Source organism: Streptomyces sp. DG2A-72 (assembly GCF_030499575.1).
Taxonomy (GTDB): domain Bacteria; phylum Actinomycetota; class Actinomycetes; order Streptomycetales; family Streptomycetaceae; genus Streptomyces.
On record NZ_JASTLC010000001.1, the window covers coordinates 6747197 to 6772894 of the forward strand.

Here is a 25698-nt window from a genome sequence, read left to right on the forward strand (position 1 = left end):
TGAGGCGCATCTGGTTACGCCCGGTCAGGCACTCCGGCCGGACGGGTGATCGTCCTTGACGTGGCGGAGCAGGGGTAGGACCGTGGGGCCCTATGAGGGGCGAACCCAGTTGCCCGAAGTGCGGTGGCCGGGTCAGGGCTCCCGGACTCTTCGCCGATTCCTGGCAGTGCGATGTGCACGGCACCGTGCATCCGCTGCAGCCCGTGATCCCGCCCAGCGTCGAGGCCCTCAGTGTCGTGGTGCACCGCACGCAGGTACCCGTGTGGATGCCGTGGCCGCTCCCGGTCGGCTGGCTGTTCACCGGTGTGGGCTGTGCGGGCGACGACCGCAGCGGGGGGCGTGCGACGGCGGTGGCGTGCTCGGGGCCGGGGCCGCTCGGCGGTATGGGCGAGTTGATTCTGGTCGCCGAGGAGCTTGGTGTCGGACTCGGTGCGCGATATGCGGGGATCGACGGGCCCGACCCGGGGCCGTACATGAACGTCGAGAAGCCGCCGCAGGCGAAGGTGCTGGCCGCGGGGCGGCCTACGCCGTTGTGGCATGTCGCCGGGTCGCCCGACGACCGTGCGGTTTTCGCCGGTGAGGCGCGGGGGTTGTGGCTGTGGGCGGTGGTGTGGCCCGAGCAGTCGGGGCTGCTGATGTATGACGAGCTGGTGCTTACGGATTTGCGGGATGCGGGGGCTGAGGTGGACTTGGTTCCCTGCGGTGCGTTGTCGCCGCGCTTGCTGGAGCCGTAGCGCCCAGTAGCTCGGGGCTGCTGATCGTCGGCGGCTGCGGGTTCGTTGGGGCTTGTCGCGTAGTTCCCCGCGCCCCTGGGTGGGCCCAGCAGCCGTTATTGTTGGGTGTCCCCCTTGGTGCCGTCCCGCTTGGAGTGTTTTGCGTCGTGCGAATAGATCTGCACACCCACTCCACTGCTTCCGACGGTACGGATACCCCAGCTGAGCTGGTGCGCAATGCCGCCGCGGCTGGACTGGATGTTGTCGCGCTGACCGATCACGACACGACCCGTGGGCACGCCGAGGCGATCGCCGCGCTGCCGGAGGGGCTGACGCTTGTCACCGGGGCCGAGCTGTCCTGTCGTATCGACGGGATCAGCATGCACATGCTGGCCTATCTGTTCGATCCCGAGGAGCCGGCGCTGCTGGCCGAGCGTGAGCTGGTGCGGGACGATCGGGTGCCGCGGGCCAAGGGCATGATCGGGAAGCTGAACGAGCTGGGTGTGGCGGTGACGTGGGAGCAGGTCGAGCGGATCGCCGGTGGCGGGTCCGTGGGGCGGCCACATGTCGCCTCCGCGCTGGTGGAGCTGGGCGTCGTGCCGACCGTGGGGGACGCCTTCACGCAGGACTGGCTGGCGGACGGCGGGCGGGCGTTCGTCGAGAAGCACGAGACCGACCCCTTCGAGGCGATCCGGCTGATCAAGGCAGCGGGCGGGGTCGCGGTGTTCGCGCATCCGGCGGCCAGCAAGCGGGGGCGCACCGTGCCGGAGTCCGCGATCGCCGAGATGGCCGCCGCGGGCCTCGACGGCATCGAGGTCGACCACATGGACCACGACCCGGAGACGCGTGAGCGGCTACGAGGGCTGGGGAAGGAACTGGGGCTGCTGACCACCGGCTCCAGCGATTACCACGGCAGCCGGAAGACCGTCCTGCTCGGCGAGTACACGACGGATCCCGAGGTGTACGGGGAGATCACGCGGCGGGCGACCGGGGCGTTCCCGGTGCCGGGGGCCGGCGGAGCGGGCTGAAGCTCAACCCCCGCTGACCAGTCACCCACTCTCTCGCAAGGCTCACCCATGTTCGACGTCGCTGTCTTCGGCTCTCTCTTCCTCACCCTTTTCGTCATCATGGATCCCCCTGGGATCACCCCGATCTTCCTGGCGCTGACCTCCGGCCGTCCGGCGAAGGTGCAGAAGCGGATGGCCTTCCAGGCCGTCTGTGTCGCCGGCGCTGTGATCACCGTGTTCGGGCTGCTGGGGCATCAGATCCTCGACTATCTGCATGTCTCCGTCCCCGCGCTGATGATCGCGGGCGGGCTGCTGCTTCTGCTGATCGCGCTCGACCTGCTCACCGGAAAGACGGACGAGCCGAAGCAGACCAAGGACGTGAACGTGGCGCTCGTACCGCTGGGCATGCCGCTGCTCGCCGGGCCCGGTGCGATCGTCTCCGTCATCCTCGCCGTGCAGAAGGCCGACAGTGTCGCCACGCAGGTGTCGGTGTGGGTGGCGATCCTGGCCATCCACGTCGTGCTGTGGCTGGTGATGCGGTACTCGCTGCTGATCATCCGGGTCATCAAGGACGGCGGCGTGGTCCTGGTGACACGGCTCGCGGGAATGATGCTCTCCGCGATCGCCGTGCAGCAGATCATCAACGGGGTCACCCAGGTGATCCAGGGGAGCTGAACCCCGTGCAAGCGCAGAGCCCCCGCCCGGCGTCGGTGCCGGGCAGGGGCTCTGAAGCTTCTGCGGTGATCCGCGTCTGTTACGAGGCCGTGGTGTCGGCCGGACGGATCCACAGCCGCTGGCCTATGGCGGCGGCCTGCTGAACGATCCGCTTGACGGAGGCGGCGTCCACAACGGTGGTGTCCACGGGTGTGCCGTCGACGTCGTCGAGTCGCATGATCTCGAAGCGCATGGCTTCTCCCTTCGTCTGGTCATCCTCCTGAGGAGAATTGCTGTACGTGTGTAGTCAACGAGCTGCGTGTTACAAACATTCCCTACGCTAAGGAAATTTTTCGAACGGCTAACTACTGTCGGGTACAGGAGACTTCGGAGACCCTTTGGGACCGGTTGTGTTCACAGCGTGACCGCCGGGACAATGGAGGCGATGAACGACGACCTCGCGGCGCTCGGCGCCCGTATCGACCGCACCAATGAGCTGCTCCAGCGCATGCTCGCCGAGGTGGCGAAGACGCCATCGACCCATGCGATCTTCGTCGACGCCGGGTATCTGTATGCGGCCGCGGGTCGGCTCGTCGCCGGAACCGAGGACCGGCGCGCCTTCGACCTCGACGCCGAGGGACTGATCGACGCGCTCATCGACAAGGCCCGCACGATCTTCGCGGACAGCCGGCTGCTGCGGGTCTACTGGTATGACGGTGCCCGGCGCCGTATCCACACCGCCGAGCAGCAGTCCATCGCCGAACTCCCGGACGTCAAGGTGCGGTTGGGCAATCTCAACGCCAACAACCAGCAGAAGGGCGTCGATTCCCTCATCCGCTCCGACCTGGAGTCACTCGCCCGGCACCGCGCGATCAGCGACGCGGCCCTGCTCGGCGGCGACGAGGACCTGGTGTCGGCCGTGGAGGCGGCGCAGGGGTACGGCGCGCGGGTGCACCTGTGGGGCATCGAGGCACCGGAGGGCCGCAACCAGGCGGAGCCGCTGCTCTGGGAGGTCGACAGCCAGCGCACCTTCGACCTCGACTTCTTCAAGCCGTACGTCGCCCGGCGCACCGCCCCCGCCTACGACGCCATGGGGACCCGGCCCACCCGCGAGGACGTGCGCTTCGTCGGCGCGCAGATCGCCGCGAAGTGGCTGGCGGCGCGCGGCAGGGAGTCGCTGGTGGAGCTGCTGCCCGGGCATCCGTATCTGCCGGGGTCCGTGGACCAGGACCTGCTGGTGGAGGCGGAGGGCCTGCTGCAGTACTCGCTGCGCGGCCAGGCGGACCTGCGGCGGGCGCTGCGCGACGGCTTCTGGGAGCACCTGCAGACGCTTTACTAGCTCAGGTCCTGGCCGGCGTCGTCCCAGAAGTCCGCGAGGGCGTGGGCCGTGGGGAGCGGCTGGTCCATGTTGGGCGAGTGCTCCGCACCGGCCACGACCGAGCGGCGCGCCTTCAGCCGTACGGCCATGTCGTCGAGGAGCGTCACGGGCCACGCGTCGTCGCGGGAACCCGACAGCACATGGAACGGGAGCGGGACGGCGGCGAGTTCGGCGACTCGGTCCGGCTCGGTGCACAACTGGCGGCCCGTCGCGATGAGCTGGGCGGGTTTGTTGCCCAGCCAGCGGCGCTGGAGCTGGCCCAGGTCGCCGATTCCGCGGGCCGGGCCGCCGACCTCCTCCGGGGGGCCCATGGCCAGGATCGCCTCCCACACCTCGGGCATCGTCAGCACCGCGAGCGTGTCCCGCAGCAGCTTGATGCGCTGCTTCTGGGAATCGGAGACCTCGGCGGGACCCGAGGACATCAGGGTGAGCGAGCGGAAGGGCGAGTGGTCGAGGAGGACGGCGGCGCGGGCGATCAGGCCGCCGAGGGAGTGCCCGAAGAGATGCAGGGGCGTGCCGAGTGCCGCGGCCTGTGCGAGCACGTCCTTCGCCAACTCGTCCTGCGCGTAGGCCGATTCATCGTGCTCCGGGCCGTCGGACTCGTGCTGTCCGCGCCCGTCGACGGCCACGACCCGGTAACCGCGCGCGTTCAGCGGCTCATGCAGCAGCGTGAAGTCCTCCTTGCTGCCCGTGAAGCCGGGAACCATCAGCACGACGCCCCTCGGCTCGACGCCTGAGGGCACCGGCGAGTCGACGACGGCGAAGTCGCCACGGGCCGTGTGCAGGCGGTGGAGGCGGGCGCCGGGCGGCGGGGGAACGGGCGCTGAGCTGGTCACGAGGTGAGGCTATCGGGTGGGGCGGCGACGTCGGTGCCCGGTTCCCGGTCGTTGTCGGGCCGACGGTGCGTAAGAACGCCGATGGCCCGGCCCACGCGAGGTGGGACCGGGCCATCAGGGTGCGCTATCAGCCCTCCGCGGGCTCCGCGGCGGCCGTGGCCTTACGCGTGCGGCGCGGCTTCGGCTCCGTGGTCTCCGGCGCCTCGGTGGCCGCCGTGGCCTTGCGGGTACGGCGGCGCGGAGCGGCAGCCTCCGGCTCCTGCGTGGCCTGCGCCGGAATCTCCGCTGTCTCGACGGTGGCGGCGGCCTTGCGGGTACGGCGGACCTTGGGCTTGGCTTCCTCCGTGCCGTCGACGGCGTCGACCGCGGCCGTGGCCTTGCGGGTGCGGCGCGGCTTGGGCTCCGTGGCTTCCGGCGCCTCGGTGGTGGCGGCAGCCTTGCGCGTACGGCGCGGCTTGGCCTCCGTGCCTTCGGCCGTGTCGACCGCTGCTTCGGCGGCGGCCGTGGTCTTACGGGTGCGGCGGACCTTGGGCTTGGCTTCCTCCGTGCCGTCGGCGGTGTCGACCGCGGTCTCGGCCGCCGTCTTCCGCGCCCGGCGCGGCTTCGCCTCGGTGGACTCCGGTGCCTCGGTGGTGGCGGCAGCCTTGCGCGTACGGCGCGGCTTGGCCTCCGTGGCCTCGGCCGTGTCGGTCGCCACCTCGGCGGCGGCCGTCTTCTTGCGGGTGCGCCGGGGCTTGGGCTCCTCCGCGCTCTCCGCCGTGTCGACCGCGGTCTCCGCGGCGGCCGTGGCCTTGCGGGTGCGGCGGCGCGGGGCGGGAGCCTCGGTCTCGGGGGCCTCGGCAGCCGCCGGGGTCTCCGACACCTGCACGGCGGACGCGGCCTGCGTGTCCTCGGTGGCCGTCGCCGGCTCCGTCGACTTGCGCGTACGGCGGCGGCGCGGCTTGGCCGGGGCCTCGGGGGCGTCCAGGGCGGGGCCCTCCGTGGTCGCTACGGCGGTTGCCGCGGGCTCGGTGGTCGGCTCCGTGGCCGTCGTCACCGGCTCCGCCGCTCCGCCGCGGGTGCGGCGACGCCGGCGCGGGGTGCGGGGAGAGGTCACGTCCTCCGCGGTGGTCTCCGACGGGGTGTCCGTCGTGGGGGCCGTACCGCTGGGAGCCGTCTCGTCCAGTTCGGACCCGCCGCGCGTACGGCGGCGGCGACGCGGCGTACGGGCCGGGCGCTCACGGTCGGCGGAGCGGGATTCGTCCCGGCCGCCACGACCACCACGGCCGCGCGGACCGCCACGTCCGCCCGTCTCGCCGAGGTCCTCGACCTCCTCCGCCGCGAGCCCGGCGCGCGTGCGCTCCGAGCGCGGCAGGACACCCTTGGTGCCCGCGGGGATGTTCAGCTCCTCGAAGAAGTGCGGGGAGCTGGAGTACGTCTCCGCCGGGTCGTTGAAGTTCAGCTCCAGCGCCTTGTTGATCAGCTGCCAGCGCGGGATGTCGTCCCAGTCGACGAGGGTGATCGCGATGCCCTTGGCGCCAGCGCGGCCCGTACGGCCGATGCGGTGCAGGTACGTCTTCTCGTCCTCGGGGGACTGGTAGTTGATGACGTGCGTCACGCCCTCGACGTCGATGCCGCGCGCGGCCACGTCGGTGCAGACGAGCACGTCCACCTTGCCGTTGCGGAACGCCCGCAGCGCCTGCTCGCGGGCGCCCTGGCCGAGGTCGCCGTGGACCGCGCCGGAGGCGAAGCCGCGCTGCTGCAGCTGGTCGGCGAGGTCCGCCGCCGTCCGCTTGGTGCGGCAGAAGACCATCACGAGACCGCGGCCGTCGGCCTGCAGTATCCGCGAGACCATCTCCGGCTTGTCCATGTTGTGCGCGCGGTAGACGAACTGCGCGGTGTTGCGGACCGTCTGGCCCTCGTCGTCCGGCGCGGTGGCGCGGATGTGCGTGGGCTGCGACATGTAGCGGCGCGCGAGACCGATGACCGCGCCCGGCATGGTCGCCGAGAACAGCATCGTCTGACGACGGGCCGGCAGCATGTTGATGATCTTCTCGACGTCGGGCAGGAAGCCCAGGTCGAGCATCTCGTCGGCCTCGTCGAGGACGAGCGCCTTGATGTGCTTGAGGTTGAGCTTCTTCTGGCCCGCGAGGTCGAGCAGCCGGCCCGGGGTGCCGACGACGACGTCGATGCCCTTCTTGAGGGCCTCGACCTGAGGCTCGTACGCCCGGCCGCCGTAGATGGCGAGCACCCGGACGTTGCGCACCTTGCCCGCGGTCAGCAGGTCGTTCGTCACCTGGGTGCACAGCTCGCGCGTGGGGACCACGACGAGTGCCTGCGGGGCGTCGGTGAGGGCCTCGGGCTTGGCGCGGCCCGCCTCGACGTCGGCGGGGACGGTGACGCGCTCGAGAAGCGGAAGGCCGAAGCCCAGCGTCTTGCCGGTGCCGGTCTTGGCCTGGCCGATGACGTCGGTGCCCGAGAGGGCGACGGGGAGCGTCATCTCCTGGATGGGGAAGGGGTTGATGATGCCGACGGCTTCAAGGGCCTCGGCGGTCTCGGGAAGGATGCCGAGCTCTCGGAAAGTAGTAGTCAGGGTGCTGCCTCTTCTGTGTACGCGGCGCGAGGCGAGCGCGGGGGTCGTGTCAGACCGTGCCGGGGACGTCGGCTGCCGTACGGCGAGCCGTATGGCACGGGAGACCTCTGCCGACGCTCTAGCGCTCGAACCGCTGAGGGTCCCTCCAGGCTTTGTACGCAGAGTGCCGTACGGCCGTGGAGAGCTGTCTGGTCGGAGCCGATCGGGCCACCGACCGGGCATCCTCATACGTGCGGCCTGTCGAGTAACCGTCGAGCTACGTCGATGTACTCAGCAGGCGCATTACCACCATACCCCGGAAACGCGCACATGCGATGGCCGATTAGGTCACGTTGTTGTCGTCACACCACTTCACGTAGTCGTCGTCACAGTGACTGACCAGGGACTTCCTTAGTGCGGCGAGCGGGCTATTGTGCGCTTCATGACGACCTCTGACAAGCCTGACAACGCCTCCGACGCCCCCGCCGAAGCCACCGGAGTCGCCGCCCAGGACTGGGCGAAGGCCGCCGCCGACCCGCAGTACCGCGCCGCGGTCGTCGACCTGCTCGGCGCGCTCGCCTATGGGGAGCTGGCCGCGTTCGAGCGGCTGGCGGAGGACGCCAAGCTGGCGCCGACGCTGGCGGACAAGGCGGAGCTGGCGAAGATGGCGTCGGCCGAGTTCCACCACTTCGAGCGGTTGCGCGACCGGCTCACGGAGATCGGTGAGGAGCCGACTCGGGCCATGGAGCCGTTCGTCGCCGCGCTGGACGGCTTCCATAAGCAGACGGCGCCTTCGGACTGGCTGGAGGGGCTGGTCAAGGCGTACGTCGGCGACTCGATCGCCAGCGACTTCTACCGTGAGGTTGCCGCGCGGCTCGACGCGGACACGCGTGAACTCGTCCTGGCTGTGCTGGACGACACCGGGCACGCCGGGTTCGCCGTGGAGAAGGTGCGGGCGGCGATCGATGCGGATCCGCGGGTGGGTGGGCGGCTCGCGCTGTGGGCGCGGCGGCTGATGGGCGAGGCGCTGTCGCAGTCCCAGCGGGTGGTGGCCGACCGGGATGCGTTGTCGACGATGCTGGTGGGTGGGGTTGCCGACGGGTTCGATCTCGCTGAGGTCGGGAGGATGTTCTCGCGGATCACTGAGGCGCATACGAAGCGGATGGCTGCGTTGGGGTTGGCGGCGTAGCGCTCCGTGGGGGGTGCTTCTGTTGATTCGCGGCTGCGGCCGGTGGGGGCTTGTCGCGCAGTTCCCCGCGCCCCTTTCGGGGCGCTTGCCTGGACGGCGTTGTCAGTCAGGGTCTACGCCGTTGCTGACTGTCGCCTCAGTTTTCCCGTGGGGCGCACCAGCAGGGACAGGGACGCTGCGGAGACGGTTGTCGCGCCGGTCAGGATCAGGAGGACGTTGCCTGCGTCCAGGGCGCTGTGGGTGAGGAAGGCGCCGAAGAGGGCGCCTGCTGCGCCGGTCGGGAGGACCAGGGAGCGGGCGGGGAGGCGGTGCGAGAGGCGGTGCATCGCGGCCCAGGCCAGTGCGAGGCCGAGCACTGCGGAGCCGAGCGCTTCCAAGATCATCACGGGGTCCCTCCCACACGGCCTGCCTGCGCACCACGGACGTAGCCCGTCATACCCGTGACCTGCGGAATGCAATCCTCGCGTGTGCTCGATATGTGCTCCGCCCGTGAAGGAAATCGGCCAGGGGACAGGGAAGGGCCCGGCAGTCGAGCGACCGCCGGGCCCTTTCCTTCACACGTGACTACAGCGCGCCGAAGCCCACCTTGCGCGGCGCCGGCTCGCCGAGCTCGACGTAGGCGAGGCGGTCCGCCGGGACCAGGACCTTGCGGCCGTGCTCGTCCACGAGGCTCAGCAGCGCCGACTTGCCGGCCAGCGCGTCGGACACCGCCCGCTCGACCTCCTCGGCACTCTGACCGCTCTCCAGAACGATCTCGCGGGGCGCGTGCTGCACGCCGATCTTGACCTCCACGGCTATGTCCCTCCGACGGTCAGTTAAGTGCGCGACCTTCCGCGCCGTACGCAGCACACATTAGCCCGGTGAGGGGATGTACACGTTGCGCAGGGGAACGCCAGGAGCGAACAGCGGGCGGGAACAAACGGACGGTCATGGTGCCTCGGTGCCTTGGTGCCGTACGGCGGTCAGTGGTGCTCGCTGCCGTGCAGCGGGAAGCCGGCGATGCCCCGCCAGGCCAGTGAGGTCAGCAGCTGGACCGCCTGGTCGCGCGGGACGCTGCGGTCGCTGTGCAGCCAGGAGCGTGCCACCACTTGGGCGAGGCCGCCGAGACCGGAGGCGAGCAGCATCGACTCGGCGCGCGAGAGGCCGGTGTCCTCGGCGATGACGTCGCAGATCGCCTCGGCGCACTCGTTGGTGACCTTGTCGACGCGCTCGCGCACCGCGGGCTCGTTCGTCAGGTCGGACTCGAAGACCAGGCGGAAGGCGCCGCCGTCGTCCTCGACGTACGCGAAGTACGCGTCCATCGTCGCCCGTACGCGCTGCTTGTTGTCGGTCGTCGACGCGAGCGCGTGGCGTACGGCCTGGATCAGGGACTCGCAGTGCTGGTCCAGCAGGGCGAGGTAGAGGTCGAGCTTGCCCGGGAAGTGCTGGTAGAGCACCGGCTTGCTGACGCCGGCGCGCTCGGCGATGTCGTCCATCGCGGCCGCGTGGTAGCCCTGTGCCACGAAGACTTCCTGGGCGGCGCCCAGCAACTGGTTCCGCCGGGCCCGGCGCGGCAGGCGCGTGCCCCTCGGGCGTGCCGCCTCTGTCTGCTCGATGGCTGTCACGCCGCCTCCCAAAGTCGTCCACTTGCGGTGTGCGCCGCGCGGCCATCGTACTTTTCGGTAACCGTGGTGTGCGCGGTGCGAGCGCAGAATTTCACGGACCGGACGGCTACGAAAGCGGTGTGAAGGGTTTCAAACAGGGGTGGGTCGGGCATTGTGCCGCCTCATTGCTGCTCACCGGTAGTCGTCCTCGTCCAGTGACACCACGCGGGCCTGTTCCAGCAGATCCGCCTCGCTGGCGCGGTCCGGCTCCACGCCGTTCAGCGAGTCGTCGCGATCCGGCGCGACATCGGCCTGCTGCTCGGCGGCATCGCCTTCCGGGGCCTCGACGTCGATCTCCTCGTCGCTCTCCTCGATCTCCTCGAAGGTGTCGGGATCGGTCGGGTCTACGGCCATGACGGGCTCCCTTCCTACGAACGTCCCTGGGAAAGCAGGGGCCACATGCGGGTGCCCTCTGTACGAGCCTAGGAGACACCCGATCCGGACGCTATGCGATCCGCGTCCGGATCGTGACGCGGTGCGTCCGCGCGGGGGGAGCGGGGGGGGATGATTGTCCTGATTCGCGCGTGGCAGGGCACAGGCTCCCGTGATTCGCGCGGGGCTTGTGATGGCGAACACGTGAACCACTGCGTGATCGTCTCGTAACATTGCTGCATGTCTTCGACCGAGCTTCCGTCCGCACCGGCCAGCAGTGCGCTCCCGAAAGTGGCGCCCGTCAGGGTCGCGGAGGGCGAGCGGCTCAGGTCGGTGCGGCTGCCGGGAATCACGCTGACGGTCCGGTCGAGGCCCGCGGCCCGCGCAGGTCTGCCGCCCGCGCTGTACGTCCATGGACTGGGCGGTTCCTCGCAGAACTGGTCGGGGTTCATGCAGCTGCTCGATGCGCATGTCGACAGCGAGGCCCTCGATCTGCCGGGCTTCGGCGATTCCCCGCCACCGGACGACGGCGACTACTCCATCACCGCCCATGCCCGCGCGGTGATCCGTTATCTCGACTCCTCCGGGCGCGGGCCCGTGCACCTCTTCGGCAACTCGCTCGGCGGCGCGGTCACCACCCGCGTCGCCGCCGTGCGCCCCGATCTGGTCCGTACGCTCACGCTCGTGTCGCCCGCGCTTCCGGAACTGCGTATCCAGCCCACCGCCGTCCCGACGGCCCTGCTGGCGCTGCCCGGTGTGGCGGCCCTGTTCACCCGGTACAGCAGGGACTGGTCCGCGGAGCAGCGGGTGCGCGGGGTGATGGCGCTCTGCTACGGCGATCGCGGGCGCGTGACGCCCGAGGAGTTCGACAACGCCGTGGAGGAGATGGCACGGCGGCTGCAACTGCCGTACTTCTGGGACGCGTTGGCGCGCTCCGCGCGCGGGATCGTCAACGCGTACACGCTGGGCGGCCAGCACGGGCTGTGGCGCCAGGCCGAGCGCGTCCTCGCGCCGACCCTTCTCATATACGGCGGCCGGGACCAGCTCGTCGGCTACCGCATGAGCCAGAGGGCGGCCCGTTCCTTCCGCTCCTCCCGGCTGGTGTCCTTGCCGGACGCCGGACACGTGGCCATGATGGAGTACCCCGAGGTGGTGGCGCGGGCCTTCCAGGAACTCCTCGCCGACAGCGGTGAGTTGAGTGCCGTCACGGGGACCGCCGTCGAGACCGCGGGGAGCTGAGGGGCGAGGTGGGACGCCACAGTCGGCGCGGATCTGCGCCCAAGGGCGCGGTCAAGGGTGATTCCGACGGCACTCCGGCGCCTCGGAGTGCGCCGAGGGTTCCTGACGGTTCCTCTCCTCTGGGTGCACCGAGGCTTCCTGACGGGACGCCGGCGCATGGCTTTCCGAGGCTTGCGGAGGGGGCACCGGCTCGGGGAGTTCCCAGGGTTCCCGACGGCACGCCGGCCCATGGCTTTCCGAGGCTTCCCGACGGAACTCCCGCGCATGGTTTCCCGCGGCTTCCCGACGGTACGCCTGCCCATGGCACCCCGCGGCTTCCCGACGGCACTCCCGCTCACGGCACCCCCCGTTACGCCGACGGCACGCCCGCGCGTGGGGTCCCCCAAGTCCGGGGTGGCCACCCCGAGCAGCGGGAACCCGGCCAGGGCTGGGGTGAGCCGAGGGGGCGCGGTGGGGGCGGGTACGGGGCTGCGGCCGGGCCGGGCGCCTCGATACCGCGACAGCGGCAGGCGCCTCCAGGCGAGCCGCGCCAGGAGTACGTCGACGCCTTCGGCGAGAACGTCGACGTCTTCTCACGCCGTACGCCCGCCTCCGACCCGTATGCCTCCGTCACCGAATGGTCCGCCGCGGCGACCGGTATCGCGAACGACACCGAGGCCGACGCCGACGACGCGCCGCCCACCGGCGTGCCCGCACAGGCCAAGGGCGGCAAGGGGCGGACCTTCGCGGGGATCGCGGCCCTCGCGGTCACGACCGTGCTGGCCGTCGTCGTGGCCGGCCAGGTCATCGGGGGGCGCGACGACGACGTGCAGTCGCAGTCCGCCACCGACCAGGCCCGGGACGCCCGTGACGGTGCGTCGCGCGCGGACGGGCGGCCGACGCCCTCCCCGCCGCCGAGCGAGGCGACGCTGACGTATGCGCAGAAGATGGACCGGAAGTACCCGCTCAGCGCCACGCTCGACGGCTCCGGCACGTTCGACGCGGTCGCCGGTATCGACAAGGCGCCGGGCACGGGACAGAAGTACACCTACCGCGTGGACGTGGAGCAGGGGCTCGGGCTCGACGGTGAACTCTTCGCGCAGGCCGTGCAGCAGACGCTCAACGACGACCGGAGCTGGGCCCACAGGGGCGCCCGTACCTTCGAGCGCATCTACTCCGGCAAGCCCGACTTCGTGATCACGCTCGCCAGCCCCGGCACCACCGCCGAGTGGTGCGCCAAGTCCGGTCTGGACACGACCGAGGACAACGTGTCCTGCGACTCGGCGTCGACGGAACGCGTGATGATCAACGCGTATCGCTGGGCGCAGGGGGCGGAGACATACGGCGATCAGATGTACGCGTACCGCCAAATGCTGATCAACCATGAGATCGGCCACCGGCTCGGCTACGGCCACGTCACCTGTGACAAGAACGGCGACCTCGCCCCGGTCATGCAGCAGCAGACCAAGTTCCTCGACCACGACGGGATCCGCTGCCGGGCCAACCCCTGGCCGTATCCCGGGAGTTGACAGAGCGATCAGGCGTGAGCCGGCCGTGGCCGGACGGGAGTTGGTCGCGATCTAACGAAGCGTAACTGCTTGATCTCTTAGCGCGATCGAACGCGATCCGCGCGGGAAAGTTACGACCGTTCACCCCTTTTGGTGGCGTGATGGACAACCGTCCGTCGCGGCACCGCCTTGTCCGCATACGTTCTTCCCGCTGCGAGCCGTCGAGTCAACGGCGGCTCCCCATACGGGAGATCGGGGGTGCACTTGTGCGCATCGGACTGCTTACGGAGGGTGGCTATCCGTATGTGAGCGGTGACGCCAGGCTCTGGTGCGACCGGCTCGTGCGCGGGCTCGAGCAGCACGAGTTCGATGTCTACGCGCTCAGCCGCAGTGCACACCAGGAGGACGAGGGCTGGGTGCCGCTGCCGTCGCAGGTCGGCCGGGTACGGACGGCGCCGCTGTGGACGGCCGAGGACGACGGTGTCCGGTACGGGCGGCGGGCGCGGCGGCGTTTCGCCGACTGCTACGGCGAGTTGGCGGCTGCCCTGTGTGCGACGGGAGGCATCGGGGCGGAGGCCACCCCTGAGGCAGGGACCACCTCTGAGGCGGACCGTTTCGGCAGCGCGTTGTACGGGCTCGCTGAACTCGCCCGCGACGAAGGCGGCCTGATGGGAGCGCTCCGCTCCGAGACCGCCGTGCGCGCTCTCGAACGCGCCTGTCGCGCGCGCGGCGCCCTGGGCACGGTGCGGGAGGTGCGCGTACCCGAGCTCCTCACCGTCGCCGCGCACCTGGAACGCGCCCTGCGCCCCTTGTCGCTCGACTGGTACGAGGACGACGGGCTCGGCTCGGTCGACCTGTGCCACGCGGCGTCCGGCGGCCCGGCCGCCCTGCCCGGGCTGGTCGCCCGCCACTTCTCGGGCGTACCGCTGCTGGTGACCGAGTACGGCGTACAACTGCGCACGCACTATCTGACCGCCGGCGACGCGGCACCCGCCGTACGGGCCCTGCTCGCGGCCTTCCACGGTCGGCTCGCCGCCGAGATCTACCGCCGGGCAGCCGTCATCACGCCCGGCAACTCGCACGCCCGCCGCTGGCAGGAGCGCTGCGGCGCCGATCGCGAGAAGCTGCGCACGGTCTACCCGGGCATGGAGGCCGCCCGTTTCACGGAGGTGGGCGAGGCGCCGGAGTGCGTGGATCCGGACACCCTGGTCTGGGTCGGCCGGATCGAACCCACCAAGGACCTGGTCTCCCTGCTGCACGCCTTCGCGGAGGTGCGCAAGGAGGAACCGAAGACCCGGCTGCGGATCATCGGCACCCCATCGGGCGCCGAGGGCACGGCCTACCTGGCCCACTGCAAGGCACTCGCCGCCCAGCTCTTCCCGGACGAGGCGGAGGGCCCGCACGCGGTCGGCCGCAACCCGGTGACCTTCGAGGAGATCGGCGGCCCCGAGGCCCCGACGCTCGCCGAGGCGTACGCCGGGGGAGCGGTGGCCGTTCTGTCCAGCGTCGTCGAGGGCTTCCCGATCGGCCTCGTCGAGGCCATGTTCTGCGGTCGCGCCACGGTGTCCACCGACGTCGGCGCCGTCGTGGAGGTCATCGGCGGCACCGGACTGGTCGTGCCGCCGCGCAATCCGCGGGCGCTCGCCGACGCGTGCGTGGCGCTGCTGCGCGACCCCGAGCGCCGTGCACGCCTGGGCGCCGCCGCTCGCGCCCGGGCGCTCGAACTCTTCACGGTCGAGCAGAACACCGCGGCATTCCACGGCATTTATCTGGAGATCGTCTCGCAGTGCCCGGTCCGCCGAGTCGTGCTCGACGACACCGGAGAACCCCTGCCGTTCGGTGTCCCCGCCGAAGCCCACGTCCCCGGCCGCTGGACCGACCCGGCGGCCCGCGTGGCGGCCCGCGGCGGCCCCGGCTGGGCGACGGGACGGCCGGTACGCGGGGGCGGCCCCGTACCCGCGACGGAGGGAGCACGATGAGCGACCTGGGCGAACTGGACCGCCCCGGCACACCGGCCGGCGCCGGAGCGTGGGACACGCGCTCGGAGGAGTGGCTGTCGGGAGCCGCGTGCTTGAGCGATGACGGGCAGCCGCACGCACAGAGCGAGGCAGAGCCCGACAAGCCCGCTCCCGACACTGCCCCTGCCCGCGTTCCCGGCCGCCGTGCCGCTGCCGCGGATCCGGTGAAGGCACTGATGCACCGTCACCGTGAGCTGTGCGAACGCGCCGTGGATCCCCTGGAGATCGCGGCGGGTCTGGAGGCCCACGGCGTCACCGACCGCACCGCGTCCCGCTTCCGCCACCGGGACGTCTTCTCGCTGGCGGAGGAGATGTACGCCCGCGTCCCGCGCGACGGCGAGACAACCCACCGCCCCACGCCGCCGACGGCCCTCCGGCTCCGAGCCGACTGGGCGCTGCTCACCCTGCTGCCGGGCGCACTGTGCGCTGCCACGCTGACCGGCCTGCGCCTCACCCACGGCCAACCACGCCTGATCACGGCGGCCGTGGGCGTCCTGGCCGTGGCCCTGGGCATCCGCGCGGCCCTGTCCCGCGGCCCGCTCGCCCCGAAGAGCCGCACGCCCGAGCCCGGCAGCGGCCCCTGGACCTGGTGGCTGGTGGCATACGCCGTCCTCGGCGACGGACTGCTCCGCGCGGCCGTGGCCGGAGGACCCGACGGCCTGCCCACCGGCACCACGGACGGCGGCCCCTGGCCCCTCGCCACCGCACCGGTCCTCGCCCTCGCCCTGGCCTGCGCCCCCGCGGCGTGGAGCGCCCACCTCTTCGCCGCGCGAGCCCGCCGCAAACTGACGGCCAGCCGTGGCCTGAACGAGTTCACCTCCTCCGTACGCCCCCTGCTGTGCGGCACGTTCGCCCTGTTCCTGTGCCTCCTGACCGCCCTCCTCGCCCTGACCGGCGCCGCCCTCGACGAGCCCGCGCCCTACGCCCAGACCGTCGCCCTGGGCGCCCTCCTGTTCCTGGCCCGCCTCCTCACCGCCCACGGCTTCACGCACGCCCCCGCGGTCGTCCTCATCGCGACGGCGACCGTCGAAGGAGCGGCCCTGGCCACGGTCTTCGCGGGCCGCCTCCCCGGCTGCGGCTTCCTGGCCACCCCGGTCGACACGCTCGTCGAGACCTGGGGCCCCGGCAGCGTCCCCGCCCTCGCCTGCGGAGCCGCCGCCCTGACCCTCCTGCTCCACGCGAACCGCCGGCTGACGAGGGCGTCGGCCCACGCGCGATCGGACGGGTCGCCATGAGACGCGCACCGGACGAGTCGCCATGACACACGACGCGACAGCGGGCGACACACATCCCGGCCGGTCGGCCGCATGCCGGCCGCCCCGAACCACCACCCCCGAGAAGGAGAACCCCAGATGATCACCTCCCGACCCGGAACCTCGGCCCCGGGAGCCGCCCGATGAGGGTCCTGCTGATCGGAGCCAACGGCTACCTCGGCCGCTTCGTCGCCGACCGTCTGCTCGCCGACCCGGCCGTCCAGCTCACCGCGCTCGGCCGCGGCGACGACGCGGACGTCCGCTTCGACCTCGCGTCCGGCAGCCCCGGCGCGCTCACCCGCTTCCTCGACGCGGTGCACCCCGGCGTGGTCGTCAACTGCGCCGGAGCCACCCGAGGCGGCGCCCGGGAACTCACCCGCCACAACACCGTCGCCGTGGCCACGGTCTGCGAGGCTCTTCGCCGCAGCGGCTGTGGCGCCCGCCTCGTCCAGATCGGCTGCGGCGCCGAGTACGGGCCCAGCCAGCCCGGCTCCTCCACGGCCGAGGACGCCGTGCCCCGCCCCGGCGGCCCGTACGGCGTCAGCAAACTCGCCGCCACCGAACTCGTCCTCGGCTCCGGCCTGGACGCCGTGGTCCTCCGCGTCTTCTCACCGGCAGGCCCCGGCACGCCCGCCGGCTCCCCGCTCGGCCGCCTGGCGGAGGCCATGCGTCGCGCCATGCAGTCCGGCGACGGCGAGCTCAAACTCGGCGGCCTCGGCGCCCAGCGCGACTTCATCGACGTGCGCGACGTCGCCCGCGCCGTGCACGCCGCCTCGCTCTCCGCCGCGCAGGGCGTCATCAACATCGGCTCGGGACGCGCCGTCCGTCTCCGTGACGCCGCGGCGGTCCTCGCGCGCGTGGCCGGATACGGCGGGGCCCTCCACGAACTCGACGGGCACCCCGGCCCGTTGAGGGCGTCCATCGGCCACCCCCGCTCCGAATCGGACCACGCGGCCCCGGTCGCGTACCCGTACCCGGACGGCTGCGGCAGCTGGCAGCAGGCCGATGTGCGCACCGCACGTGACCGGCTCGGCTGGCGCCCCCGGATCAATCTCGAAGAGTCCCTCGCCGACATCTGGATGGAGGCGGCATGCCGCATCTGACCAGCACCAATTCGAGCACTGCCAGCACTGACCTGCGCACCGGATTCGGCATCCCGGGTTTCGCGCACCCCCTCGTCGCCCCCGCCGAGTGGGCCGAACTCACCCGCCCCGGCACCCCGGTGCACTGGGCCGTCCTCAATGTCGCCGACGGCCCGGGCACCCGCCCCGACCCGCACTGCCTGGAAGCGGCAGGCCGGCTCCGCAACGCGGGCCTGCGCGTCCTCGGCCACCTCGACACCACCTACGGCGCCCGGGTCCTCGGCGAGCTGATCTCCGAAGCGCACCGCTATCTCGACTGGTACCAGGTCGACGGCTTCCTCCTGGACCGCTGTCCCACCGAAGGCGCCGCACTCCCGGAGATCCACCGCACGGTCACCACGCTCCGCGCGATCAGTGACGACCCCCACATCGTCCTCGGCCACGGCACCCATCCCCACCCCGGCTACGCCGAGAGCGCCGACCAACTGGTCACCTTCTCCGGGCCGTGGAGCGACTACCGCTGGTCGCAGGTGGCGGAGTGGACCGCCGACCACCCGCCCGAGCGCTTCTGCCACTTGGTGCACGGAGTGCCCCTCGGACACCTCGACGAGGCTCTGCGCATCGCCCGCTGGCAGGGTGCCTCGACGATCTGGTTCACCGACCGCACGGACCACGGCGGCCGCACCGACCCCTGGGAGACGATGCCCGGCTACTGGGACGAAATCGTCTCGCGGGTCGGAACGGGTGTCTCGGAATGAAAAAGCGCATGGCACTGTTACGGGGAGAACAACTGTAGTGATTGACCGACCAACGGAGCCCCCGTGTCGCTGCCACCCCTGGTCGAGCCAGCTCCTGAGCTCACCGTAGACGAGGTCCGCAGGTACTCCCGTCACCTGATCATCCCTGACGTCGGGATGGACGGGCAGAAGCGGCTGAAGAACGCCAAGGTGCTCTGTGTGGGCGCCGGCGGCCTGGGCTCGCCGGCGCTGATGTACCTGGCCGCCGCGGGCGTCGGCACCCTCGGCATCGTGGAGTTCGACGAGGTCGACGAGTCGAACCTGCAGCGCCAGATCATCCACAGCCAGGCCGACATCGGCCGCTCCAAGGCCGAGTCGGCCCGCGACTCCGTCAAGGGCATCAACCCGTACGTGAACGTGATCCTTCACGAGGAGCGGCTCGAGGCCGACAACGTGATGGACATCTTCAGCCAGTACGACCTGATCGTCGACGGCACGGACAACTTCGCGACCCGCTACCTGGTCAACGACGCCTGCGTGCTGCTGAACAAGCCGTACGTCTGGGGTTCGATCTACCGCTTCGACGGCCAGGCCTCCGTCTTCTGGTCCGAGCACGGCCCCTGCTACCGCTGCCTCTACCCGGAGCCCCCGCCCCCCGGCATGGTCCCCTCCTGCGCCGAGGGCGGTGTCCTGGGCGTGCTGTGCGCGTCCATCGGCTCCATCCAGGTCAACGAGGCCATCAAGCTCCTCGCGGGCATCGGCGAGCCGCTCGTCGGCCGCCTGATGATCTACGACGCCCTGGAGATGCAGTACCGCCAGGTCAAGGTCCGCAAGGACCCCAACTGCGCGGTCTGCGGCGAGAACCCGACCGTCACCGAGCTCATCGACTACGAGGCCTTCTGCGGCGTCGTCTCCGAGGAGGCTCAGGAGGCCGCGGCCGGTTCGACGATCACTCCCAAGCAGCTCAAGGAGTGGATCGACGACGGCGAGAACATCGAGATCATCGACGTCCGCGAGATCAACGAGTACGAGATCGTCTCCATCCCGGGCGCCAAGCTGATCCCGAAGAACGAGTTCCTCATGGGCACCGCCCTGGAGACCCTCCCGCAGGACAAGAAGATCGTCTTGCACTGCAAGACGGGTGTCCGCAGTGCGGAAGTCCTCGCCGTGCTGAAGTCCGCGGGCTTCGCGGACGCCGTGCACGTCGGCGGCGGTGTGATCGGCTGGGTCAACCAGATCGAGCCGAGCAAGCCGGTCTACTGACCTCAGATCTCCCGAACGGCGGGGGTCGCATGCACCACGGGTGCGCGCGGCCCCCGCCGTCGTCATGAACAGACCTTGCCGTCCTTCGGCACCTTGCCGTCGAGCAGATACGCGTTCACGGTCGAGTCGAGGCAGCCGTTCCCGTTGCCGTACGCGCCGTGACCCTCGCCCTTCCAGGTCAGCATCACGCCGACGCCCCGGCCCAGTTCGTCCGCCATCCTGCGGGCGCCCTCGTACGGCGTCGCCGGGTCGCCGGTGGTGCCGACCACAAGGATCGGCGCCGCTCCCGGCGCACTCACTTCCGGGGTCTCGTGCTGTCCGGGCACCGGCCAGTCGTGGCAGAAGCCGGCCGTGTCCCAGCCGAAGAAGTCCCCGAAGACCGGCGAGATCTTCTCGAACTTCGGCAGCAGCTTCTTCGTCTCGGCGGCCTTCGGCCGCTCCTTGTCGTCCAAGCACGATATGACCCGTTGTGAGTGGGTCGTCGTGCCGTAGTGCCCCGAGGCGTCGCGTTCGTTGTAGCCGTCGGCGAGCGCCAGGAGTTCGGAGCCGTCGCCTTCCTCCGCCGCCGTCAGGGCACTGGTCAGCGTCGGCCAGGCCGACTGGTCGTACAGCGGCAGCGCGATGCCGATGACCGCGAGCGTCTGCGTCAACTCCCGGCCGGACGACGTCGGCAGCGGATCCGCCTCGATCCGGTCCAGTAGGCCCGCGATCTTCCGGGAGCCCTCCGCTGGGTCCTGGCCGGTGGACTTCACGTAGTTGTCCAGCGCGCGCTGGAAGCCCCTGGCCTGGTTCTCGGCGTGACCCACCGTCCCGGCGGTCGGGTCGACGACCGCGTCCAGGATCAGCCGCCCCACGTTCTTCGGGAACAAGTGGGCGTAGACGCCGCCGAGTTCGGTGCCGTAGGAGATGCCGAAGTAGTGCATCTTGGCATCGCCGAGGACCTGGCGCATCAGGTCCATGTCGCGGGCGGTGTCCGTGGTGGACACATGCGCCATCAGCTTCCCGGCGTCCTGCTCGCAGCCCCCGCCGAAGTCGGCGGCGTCCTGGAGGTAGGCCCTTTCCTCTGCCGCGGTGTCCGGTGTGGTGTCGATCGCCTCCGCGGCCTGGATCTCCTTGTCGCCGCGGCAGCGGACACCCTCACTGGCGGCAACGCCGCGCGGGTCCCAGCTCACCAGGTCGTAGCGCTCGCGGAGCAGGGAGTACGACGGTGAGAACGACGGCAGGGCGGAGACGCCCGAGCCACCCGGGCCGCCGAAGTTGAACAGCAGCGAGCCGATGCGGTCGTCCCCGGTGGCCTTGGCACGGATCAGCGCGAGGCCGATCGTCTCGCCGTCCGGCTTCGCCCAGTCCAGCGGCACCTTGAGCCTCGCGCACTGCCAGTCGCCGCCGGGCGCGGGCGAGTCCGCGGTGGCCTCGCAGCGCCCCCAGTCCAGCTTCTGTGAGGTCAGTGAGGAGGGCAGCGGATCCGCCGTACCGCCCGCCGTGCCGGAGGAACCGGACGACGGCGCCGTAGCCGAGGACCGCCCCCCGCTGCTCTCCTCCCCGTCCTTGCCGTCGTCGGACGAGCCGCTGCCGCAGCCCGCCGCCAGCAGTGCGGCGGCGGCCGTCAGAGCCGTCCACCGGACGATACGCGCCATGTGCACTTCCCCCCTCGCAAGCCGTCCGCGTGGATCCGCGGATGGCGGTCAGGCCATGGTAGGCGGATCTCGCAGCACCTGCCGGGCCTTGTGGATAACCTTTTGACCTGCATTTTTGCCTGGATTTCAGTCCCGGCTTCAGGAGCAGACGGTCCCCGCGGCCGGGACCTTCCCGTCCAGCAGATAGCCGTTCACGGCGCTCTGCACGCACTTGTTCTTGCTGTCGTAGGCGCCGTGCCCCTGCCCCTTGTACGTGAGCTCGACGCCGACGCCCTTGCCCAGGGCCTGCGCCATCTTGCGCGCGCCCTCGTACGGTGTGGCCGGGTCGCCGGTGTTGCCCACGACCAGGATCGGGGCCGCGCCGGGCGCGCTCACGTCGGGGTGGTCGGCGGAGCCTGCCACGGGCCAGTCCGTGCAGCTGATCATGGACCAGGCGAGATAGTCGCCGAACACCGGCGAGGCGGCCCGGAACTCCGGCAGTTTCCGCTCCACGTGGGCGGGGGTGTAACGCGGTTTGTCGTCCGCGCAGTTGATGGAGATGTTGGCCGCCGTGAGGTTGCTGTACTCGCCGTTCTCGTTGCGCCCGTTCAGTGAGTCGGACAGCAGCATCAGGATCTGGCCGTTGCCGTCGTACGCCTGGTCCAGGCCCTGAGTGAGGTACTCCCAGAAGTCCTGGGAGTACAGCGCCTGTGCGATGCCGCTGGTCGCCGCGGTCTGGGTCAGCTCGCCGGGGAAGACGCCGGTGATCGGCTTGCGGTCGAGGTCCTTCAGCAGCTTGGCGATGCGGTTCTTGACGTCCTGCGCGCTGTCGCCGATCGGACAGTCCTCGACCTGCGAGGTGCAGTGCTCGGCGAAGTTGTCGAGTGCGAGCTGGAATCCCTCGGCCTGGCCGAGGGAGCCCTGCTCGGGGTTCTCCGTCGGGTCGACGACCGCGTCGAACACGGCACGGCCCACGTTCTTCGGGAACAGGTGGGCGTAGACGCCGCCGAGTTCGGTGCCGTAGGAGATGCCGAAGTAGTGCAGCTTGTCGTCGCCGAGGACCTGGCGCATCAGGTCCAGGTCACGGGCCGCGTCGGTGGTGCGCAGATGCGGCAGGACCTTCTTGGAGTTCTTCTCGCAGGCCGCGTTGAACTCCTTGGTGCTGTCCAGGAGTTCGGTGCGCTCGGCGGCGTTCTCGGGGGTGGCGTCCTGCTGGAAGTAGGCGTCGAGCTGCTGGTCGTTCTCGCACTTCGCAGGGGCGCTGCGGCCCACTCCGCGCGGGTCGAAGCTCACCAGGTCGTAGCGGGTGCGCAGTTTCGCGTAGTCCTCGCCGAAGGCGGGCAGCGTGGTGACGCCGGAGCCGCCGGGCCCGCCGAAGTTGAAGATGAGCGAGCCGATGCGCTTGCTCTCGTCGCCGCTCGCCTTCGCGCGGATCAGGGCGATACCGATGGTGTCGCCCTTGGGCTCGTCCCAGTCGAGCGGCGCCTTCATGGTGCTGCACTGCCATTCGTCGCCGTTCGCCAGAGGTGACGGGGCGCCTCCGCCGCCTTCCGCCTGGGACGGGGCCGGGCAGTCCTTCCAGCTCAGCGACTGGTCCGACAGGTCCTCGTCCCGCGAGTCGTCGCCGCAGCCCGCCAGCACGGCGGACAGCAGCACGGCGGTGGCGGTCAGGGCAGCGGCGCGCAGCCGGGAGCGGTTGGGCATGACCCCATCCTGCGGTCGCGCACGGACGTGCGCTCGGGGCGCGAGCCGTACGAGGTACGACCTACAGGGCGCCCTTGCGCGTCAGGTGGTTGAAGGCCAGCCAGCCCGGCAGCACCGGCAGCCACAGTGTCAGCAGCCGGAACAGCAGCACCGAGGGGGCGGCGACCTCACTGGGCAGCCCCACGGCGATCAGACCGACCGTCAGGGTCGCCTCGACCGCGCCCACACCACCCGGTGTCGGGGCGGCGGACCCCAGTGCGTTGCCGGCGAGGAAGACGACGGCGACGCTGGCGATGCTGATCGACGTCGATTCGTCGCCGAACGCCCGGATCGACGCGTCCAGGCACATCACGAAGCAGGCCGTCAGCAGAAGCATGCCGCCGATGCCGGTCAGCAGCTTCTGCGGGCGCTGCAGCACGTCGAGCATGCGCGGCACGACACCCGCGAACAGCGACCTCACGCGCGTGGAGATGAATTTCCGCAGGAACGGCACCGAGGTCACCACGAGCACCAGCACCGCCACCGTCAGCAGACCCGCGATGACCGTCCGGGACGGCGACAGTGACGGTGTCTTCTCGGTGCCGGTGAGATAGCCGAAGGCCAGCAGCATCATGATGTGGGCGCCGAGCCCGAACAGCTGCGAGGCGCCGACACTCGCCACCGCGAGCCCCGGCCGCACGCCCTCGCGCTGCAGGAACCGCGTGTTCAGAGCCACGCCGCCCACCGCGGCCGGGGCGACGATCTTCACGAAGGACCCGGCGACCTGGGCGGCCACGGTCCGCAGGAACGGCACCCGCTCCGGCACGAACCCCAGCAGCGCCATCGCCGCCGCGAAGTAACTGCCCGCCGAGAACAGCACGGCCGCCGCGACCCAGCCCCACTCGGCGTTGGCGATCAGCGGACCGAACTCGATGTGCGTGAGCTGCGTCAGCAGGAAGTACGCGCCGATCGCACCGGCGAAGAGGCTGATCAGGGTGCGTGGCCGCACCCGCTCCAGGCGGGCCGGCTCGACCGGCGCCTGCGGCCTGATCCGCAGCACCTCGTGGCGGATCTGCGTGAGCAGATCCTCCTCGCGCGCCTCCTCCACCGCCTCGTCGATGGCCCGCTTCTCGGCTCGCTGCTCCGCTCGTACGGCCTTCTTGTCGAGCTTGTCGAGTACGGGCTTCGTGTCCTCGTGGGCCTCGTCCAGCCGGGCCTGCTTGGCCTGCCGGGACGACTCCAGGACGGCGTCACGTTCGCGCTGCGCCCGCTCCCGGGCCAGTCTCCGCAGCGTCGCGCGCGTGGAGCGCGTCAGGGCGATGGGCTGGAGCATCGGCAGGCAGTCGGCGACGGCGTCGGGACCGAGGACCTCGACCGCTGAGGCCACCGCGCGCTCGGCGCCGACGCGCAGCCCGAGCGTCGTCACCAACTGGGCGATGTCCATGCGCAGCAGCAGTTCACCGGCCGCGATCTCGCCGCCGCGCAGATCGGTGAGGATGACCGTGCCGGAACGATCCACCAGAATCGCGTCGCCTGCCAGCCGCCGGTGCGCGATCCGCCGCGACTGCAGCGCCTGCACCTGGTGCCAGGTGCTGCGCAGCAGATCGTCGGTGATTTCCGTGTCGTCCAGCGAGTCGAGCGTGCGTCCGCCGGAGTGTTCGTAGACGAGCATCACGGCGTCCGGGCCGAGCTCGGAGGTAGCGATCAGCTTGGGCGCGTTGGCACCGGCCGCGATGGCCGCGTAGGCGAGCAGCGCCTCCTGCTCCAGCGCCTGGCGCAGCGACTGCAGACTGCGGCGGGTGGCGATGCCGCGCAGCGTCAGGTTGCGCCACACCCGGTAGAAGAAGCCCTGTGCCTGCTGCTCGCGGTCGACGACCGTGACGTCCAGAGGCGGACCGTCCTCCAGGGTGACGAAGTAGCGCCGGCCGCGGTCGCCGCTCTCCGCCGTCTCCTGTGCGTCCTCGCGGGACGCGGTCACCGGACGGAAGCCCACATGCCTCAGGCCCGCCATCAGTGTCCGTCCGGTAGGACGGACGTTGGGCGAGCCGACCGCGTACAGCGTCCCGTAGGCGACGGTCCAGCCGATCAGCACCGTCAGGATGATCGAGAACGGCGTGGTGTAGCCGGTGACGAGCATCGAGAAGGCGTCCAGGAGCAGCACGATCCACAGCACGGCGCGCCAGCGTGGCCGACGCGACATGCCGACGGCCGTCATGTACGCGATGACCGGGGCGAGATAGCCGTGCACGGGGTCGGTGAGGGCGTGGATGTCGCCGGGGGAGGGCTGGGTGAGCGCCTCCTGGATCGAGTCGGGGGCCGCCTTGGCGACCCACAGATCGGTGGCGAGCGTCACTCCGTGCGCGAGGACCGCCGCGAGCACACCGTCGGCGATACGCAGCCCGTCCCGCTTGATCAGCCGCTCGATTGCGAACGCAACCGGCACCAGGAGGATCGCGATGCTGGACGCCAGTCCCGCGATCTTGATGAGCAGATCGGGTGCCTGCCCGGTGCCCTTGTTGATGTCCTGTTCGAGGCCCGAGGTGGTGCCGTGCGCGAACGCGGCGATCGCGATCAGTATGGCGACGGCCAGCACGCCCACCAGGAGCCGCATCAGGTCGGACGGGCGGTGCACGCGCGCGGGGAGGAGTGGTTCGTCGCCCTCGACCTCGTCGGTGTGCGTGTCGTCCTCGTCGGGGTGGGCCTCGTCGAAGTGCTCGGCACCTGGGCCGGAGATGCTCGCGACCACCGCCTCCTCGGCTGTGTCGTGCGCGTCCTTGTCGTCCGCGTCGGCGGTGTGCGGGTGCGACGAAGCGTCAGAGGTGCTCTTCGCGTCCTCCGGGTGCACACCCTGCTGCTTCATCGTCTCTTCTTGATCTCGTATCACCGATCACCGCCCGCACGATGGTGGCATGCCCCACCGACACACAGGGGCATCAGGGTGCAAACGCGGGGCGCACAGTCTGCCCGAAGCGCCGCT

22 protein-coding genes are annotated in these 25698 nt (G+C 70.8%); 12 read left to right on the top strand and 10 right to left on the bottom strand.

The window, feature by feature from the left end; translation table 11 throughout:
• The first annotated feature begins 92 nt into the window (after positions 1-92).
• The 3 genes from QQY66_RS32130 (at position 93) to QQY66_RS32140 (ending at position 2395) form a co-directional block, all read left to right on the top strand.
• Entirely contained in the window at positions 93-734 is a 642-nt protein-coding gene (locus QQY66_RS32130) for a DUF6758 family protein (protein ID WP_301983807.1), read from the top strand.
• Positions 735-880: 146 nt separating this feature from the next.
• Positions 881-1741: a PHP domain-containing protein gene (locus QQY66_RS32135; RefSeq protein ID WP_301983808.1), complete on the top strand. Its 861-nt coding sequence runs from the start codon at positions 881-883 to the stop codon at positions 1739-1741.
• A gap of 48 nt (positions 1742-1789) precedes the next feature.
• Positions 1790-2395 carry a MarC family protein gene (locus QQY66_RS32140; protein WP_301983809.1) on the top strand — a complete coding sequence of 202 codons (606 nt, stop codon included), beginning with the start codon at positions 1790-1792 and terminating at the stop codon, positions 2393-2395.
• A 79-nt stretch (positions 2396-2474) separates the two neighbouring features.
• On the opposite strand, the gene QQY66_RS32145 is transcribed toward QQY66_RS32140, so the two are convergent.
• Positions 2475-2627, bottom strand: a complete 153-nt coding sequence (locus tag QQY66_RS32145; protein ID WP_301983810.1) for a hypothetical protein — start codon at positions 2625-2627, stop codon at positions 2475-2477.
• A 192-nt stretch (positions 2628-2819) separates the two neighbouring features.
• On the opposite strand from QQY66_RS32145, the gene QQY66_RS32150 reads away from it, so the two are divergent.
• Positions 2820-3713, top strand: a complete 894-nt coding sequence (locus QQY66_RS32150) for an NYN domain-containing protein (protein ID WP_301983811.1) — start codon at positions 2820-2822, stop codon at positions 3711-3713.
• Here QQY66_RS32150 and QQY66_RS32155 read toward each other — a convergent pair.
• Both QQY66_RS32155 and QQY66_RS32160 read right to left on the bottom strand, forming a co-directional pair.
• A complete protein-coding gene (locus QQY66_RS32155) occupies positions 3710-4588 on the bottom strand; it encodes an alpha/beta fold hydrolase (RefSeq protein ID WP_301983812.1) in 879 nt (292 codons plus the stop codon). The genes QQY66_RS32150 and QQY66_RS32155 overlap by 4 nt on opposite strands.
• A 127-nt stretch (positions 4589-4715) precedes the next feature.
• Entirely contained in the window at positions 4716-7067 is a 2352-nt protein-coding gene (locus tag QQY66_RS32160; RefSeq protein WP_301983813.1) for a DEAD/DEAH box helicase, read from the bottom strand.
• A gap of 505 nt (positions 7068-7572) precedes the next feature.
• On the opposite strand from QQY66_RS32160, the gene QQY66_RS32165 reads away from it, so the two are divergent.
• Entirely contained in the window at positions 7573-8328 is a 756-nt protein-coding gene (locus tag QQY66_RS32165; protein ID WP_210577226.1) for a ferritin-like domain-containing protein, read from the top strand.
• 113 nt (positions 8329-8441) lie between these two features.
• Here the strand turns inward: QQY66_RS32165 and QQY66_RS32170 are convergent, their stop codons facing one another.
• The 4 genes from QQY66_RS32170 to QQY66_RS32185 all read right to left on the bottom strand — a co-directional run bounded on the left by QQY66_RS32170 (position 8442) and on the right by QQY66_RS32185 (position 10325).
• Positions 8442-8711 (bottom strand): hypothetical protein, encoded by a 270-nt coding sequence (locus QQY66_RS32170; protein ID WP_301987565.1) that lies wholly within the window; start codon positions 8709-8711, stop codon positions 8442-8444.
• A 181-nt stretch (positions 8712-8892) separates the two neighbouring features.
• Entirely contained in the window at positions 8893-9120 is a 228-nt protein-coding gene (locus QQY66_RS32175) for a DUF3107 domain-containing protein (RefSeq protein WP_210577227.1), read from the bottom strand.
• A gap of 170 nt (positions 9121-9290) precedes the next feature.
• Complete coding sequence (locus tag QQY66_RS32180; protein ID WP_147993574.1) at positions 9291-9932, bottom strand: TetR/AcrR family transcriptional regulator; 642 nt, start codon at positions 9930-9932, stop codon at positions 9291-9293.
• Between the two features lie 171 nt (positions 9933-10103).
• On the bottom strand, positions 10104-10325 hold the full coding sequence (locus QQY66_RS32185; protein WP_301983814.1) for a hypothetical protein: 222 nt from the start codon (positions 10323-10325) through the stop codon (positions 10104-10106).
• A 258-nt stretch (positions 10326-10583) separates the two neighbouring features.
• Here QQY66_RS32185 and QQY66_RS32190 point away from each other — a divergent pair, with 258 nt between their 5' ends.
• The 7 genes from QQY66_RS32190 (at position 10584) to moeZ (ending at position 19422) form a co-directional block, all read left to right on the top strand.
• Positions 10584-11582 (top strand): alpha/beta fold hydrolase, encoded by a 999-nt coding sequence (locus QQY66_RS32190; protein ID WP_301983815.1) that lies wholly within the window; start codon positions 10584-10586, stop codon positions 11580-11582.
• Positions 11583-11590: 8 nt separating this feature from the next.
• Complete coding sequence (locus QQY66_RS32195) at positions 11591-13090, top strand: DUF3152 domain-containing protein (protein WP_301983816.1); 1500 nt, start codon at positions 11591-11593, stop codon at positions 13088-13090.
• 245 nt (positions 13091-13335) lie between these two features.
• Positions 13336-15048 (top strand): DUF3492 domain-containing protein, encoded by a 1713-nt coding sequence (locus tag QQY66_RS32200; RefSeq protein WP_301983817.1) that lies wholly within the window; start codon positions 13336-13338, stop codon positions 15046-15048.
• The gene (locus QQY66_RS32205) at positions 15045-16322 is read left to right on the top strand and encodes a hypothetical protein (protein ID WP_301983818.1); all 1278 of its coding nucleotides are present in this window, start codon (positions 15045-15047) and stop codon (positions 16320-16322) included. Before QQY66_RS32200 ends, QQY66_RS32205 begins: the two co-directional genes overlap by 4 nt.
• Positions 16323-16483: 161 nt before the next feature.
• Positions 16484-17443: an NAD(P)-dependent oxidoreductase gene (locus tag QQY66_RS32210; RefSeq protein WP_301983819.1), complete on the top strand. Its 960-nt coding sequence runs from the start codon at positions 16484-16486 to the stop codon at positions 17441-17443.
• Positions 17431-18180, top strand: a complete 750-nt coding sequence (locus QQY66_RS32215; protein WP_301983820.1) for a spherulation-specific family 4 protein — start codon at positions 17431-17433, stop codon at positions 18178-18180. The genes QQY66_RS32210 and QQY66_RS32215 overlap by 13 nt, the downstream gene beginning before the upstream one ends.
• Positions 18181-18243: 63 nt before the next feature.
• On the top strand, positions 18244-19422 hold the full coding sequence (moeZ, locus tag QQY66_RS32220; RefSeq protein ID WP_301983821.1) for an adenylyltransferase/sulfurtransferase MoeZ: 1179 nt from the start codon (positions 18244-18246) through the stop codon (positions 19420-19422).
• Between the two features lie 62 nt (positions 19423-19484).
• On the opposite strand, the gene QQY66_RS32225 is transcribed toward moeZ, so the two are convergent.
• The 3 genes from QQY66_RS32225 to QQY66_RS32235 form a co-directional block, all read right to left on the bottom strand.
• The gene (locus tag QQY66_RS32225) at positions 19485-21059 is read right to left on the bottom strand and encodes an alpha/beta hydrolase (protein WP_301983822.1); all 1575 of its coding nucleotides are present in this window, start codon (positions 21057-21059) and stop codon (positions 19485-19487) included.
• A 138-nt stretch (positions 21060-21197) separates the two neighbouring features.
• Complete coding sequence (locus tag QQY66_RS32230; RefSeq protein ID WP_301983823.1) at positions 21198-22742, bottom strand: alpha/beta hydrolase; 1545 nt, start codon at positions 22740-22742, stop codon at positions 21198-21200.
• 61 nt (positions 22743-22803) lie between these two features.
• Entirely contained in the window at positions 22804-25581 is a 2778-nt protein-coding gene (locus tag QQY66_RS32235) for a lysylphosphatidylglycerol synthase domain-containing protein (protein ID WP_301983824.1), read from the bottom strand.
• Positions 25582-25698 lie beyond the last annotated feature (117 nt).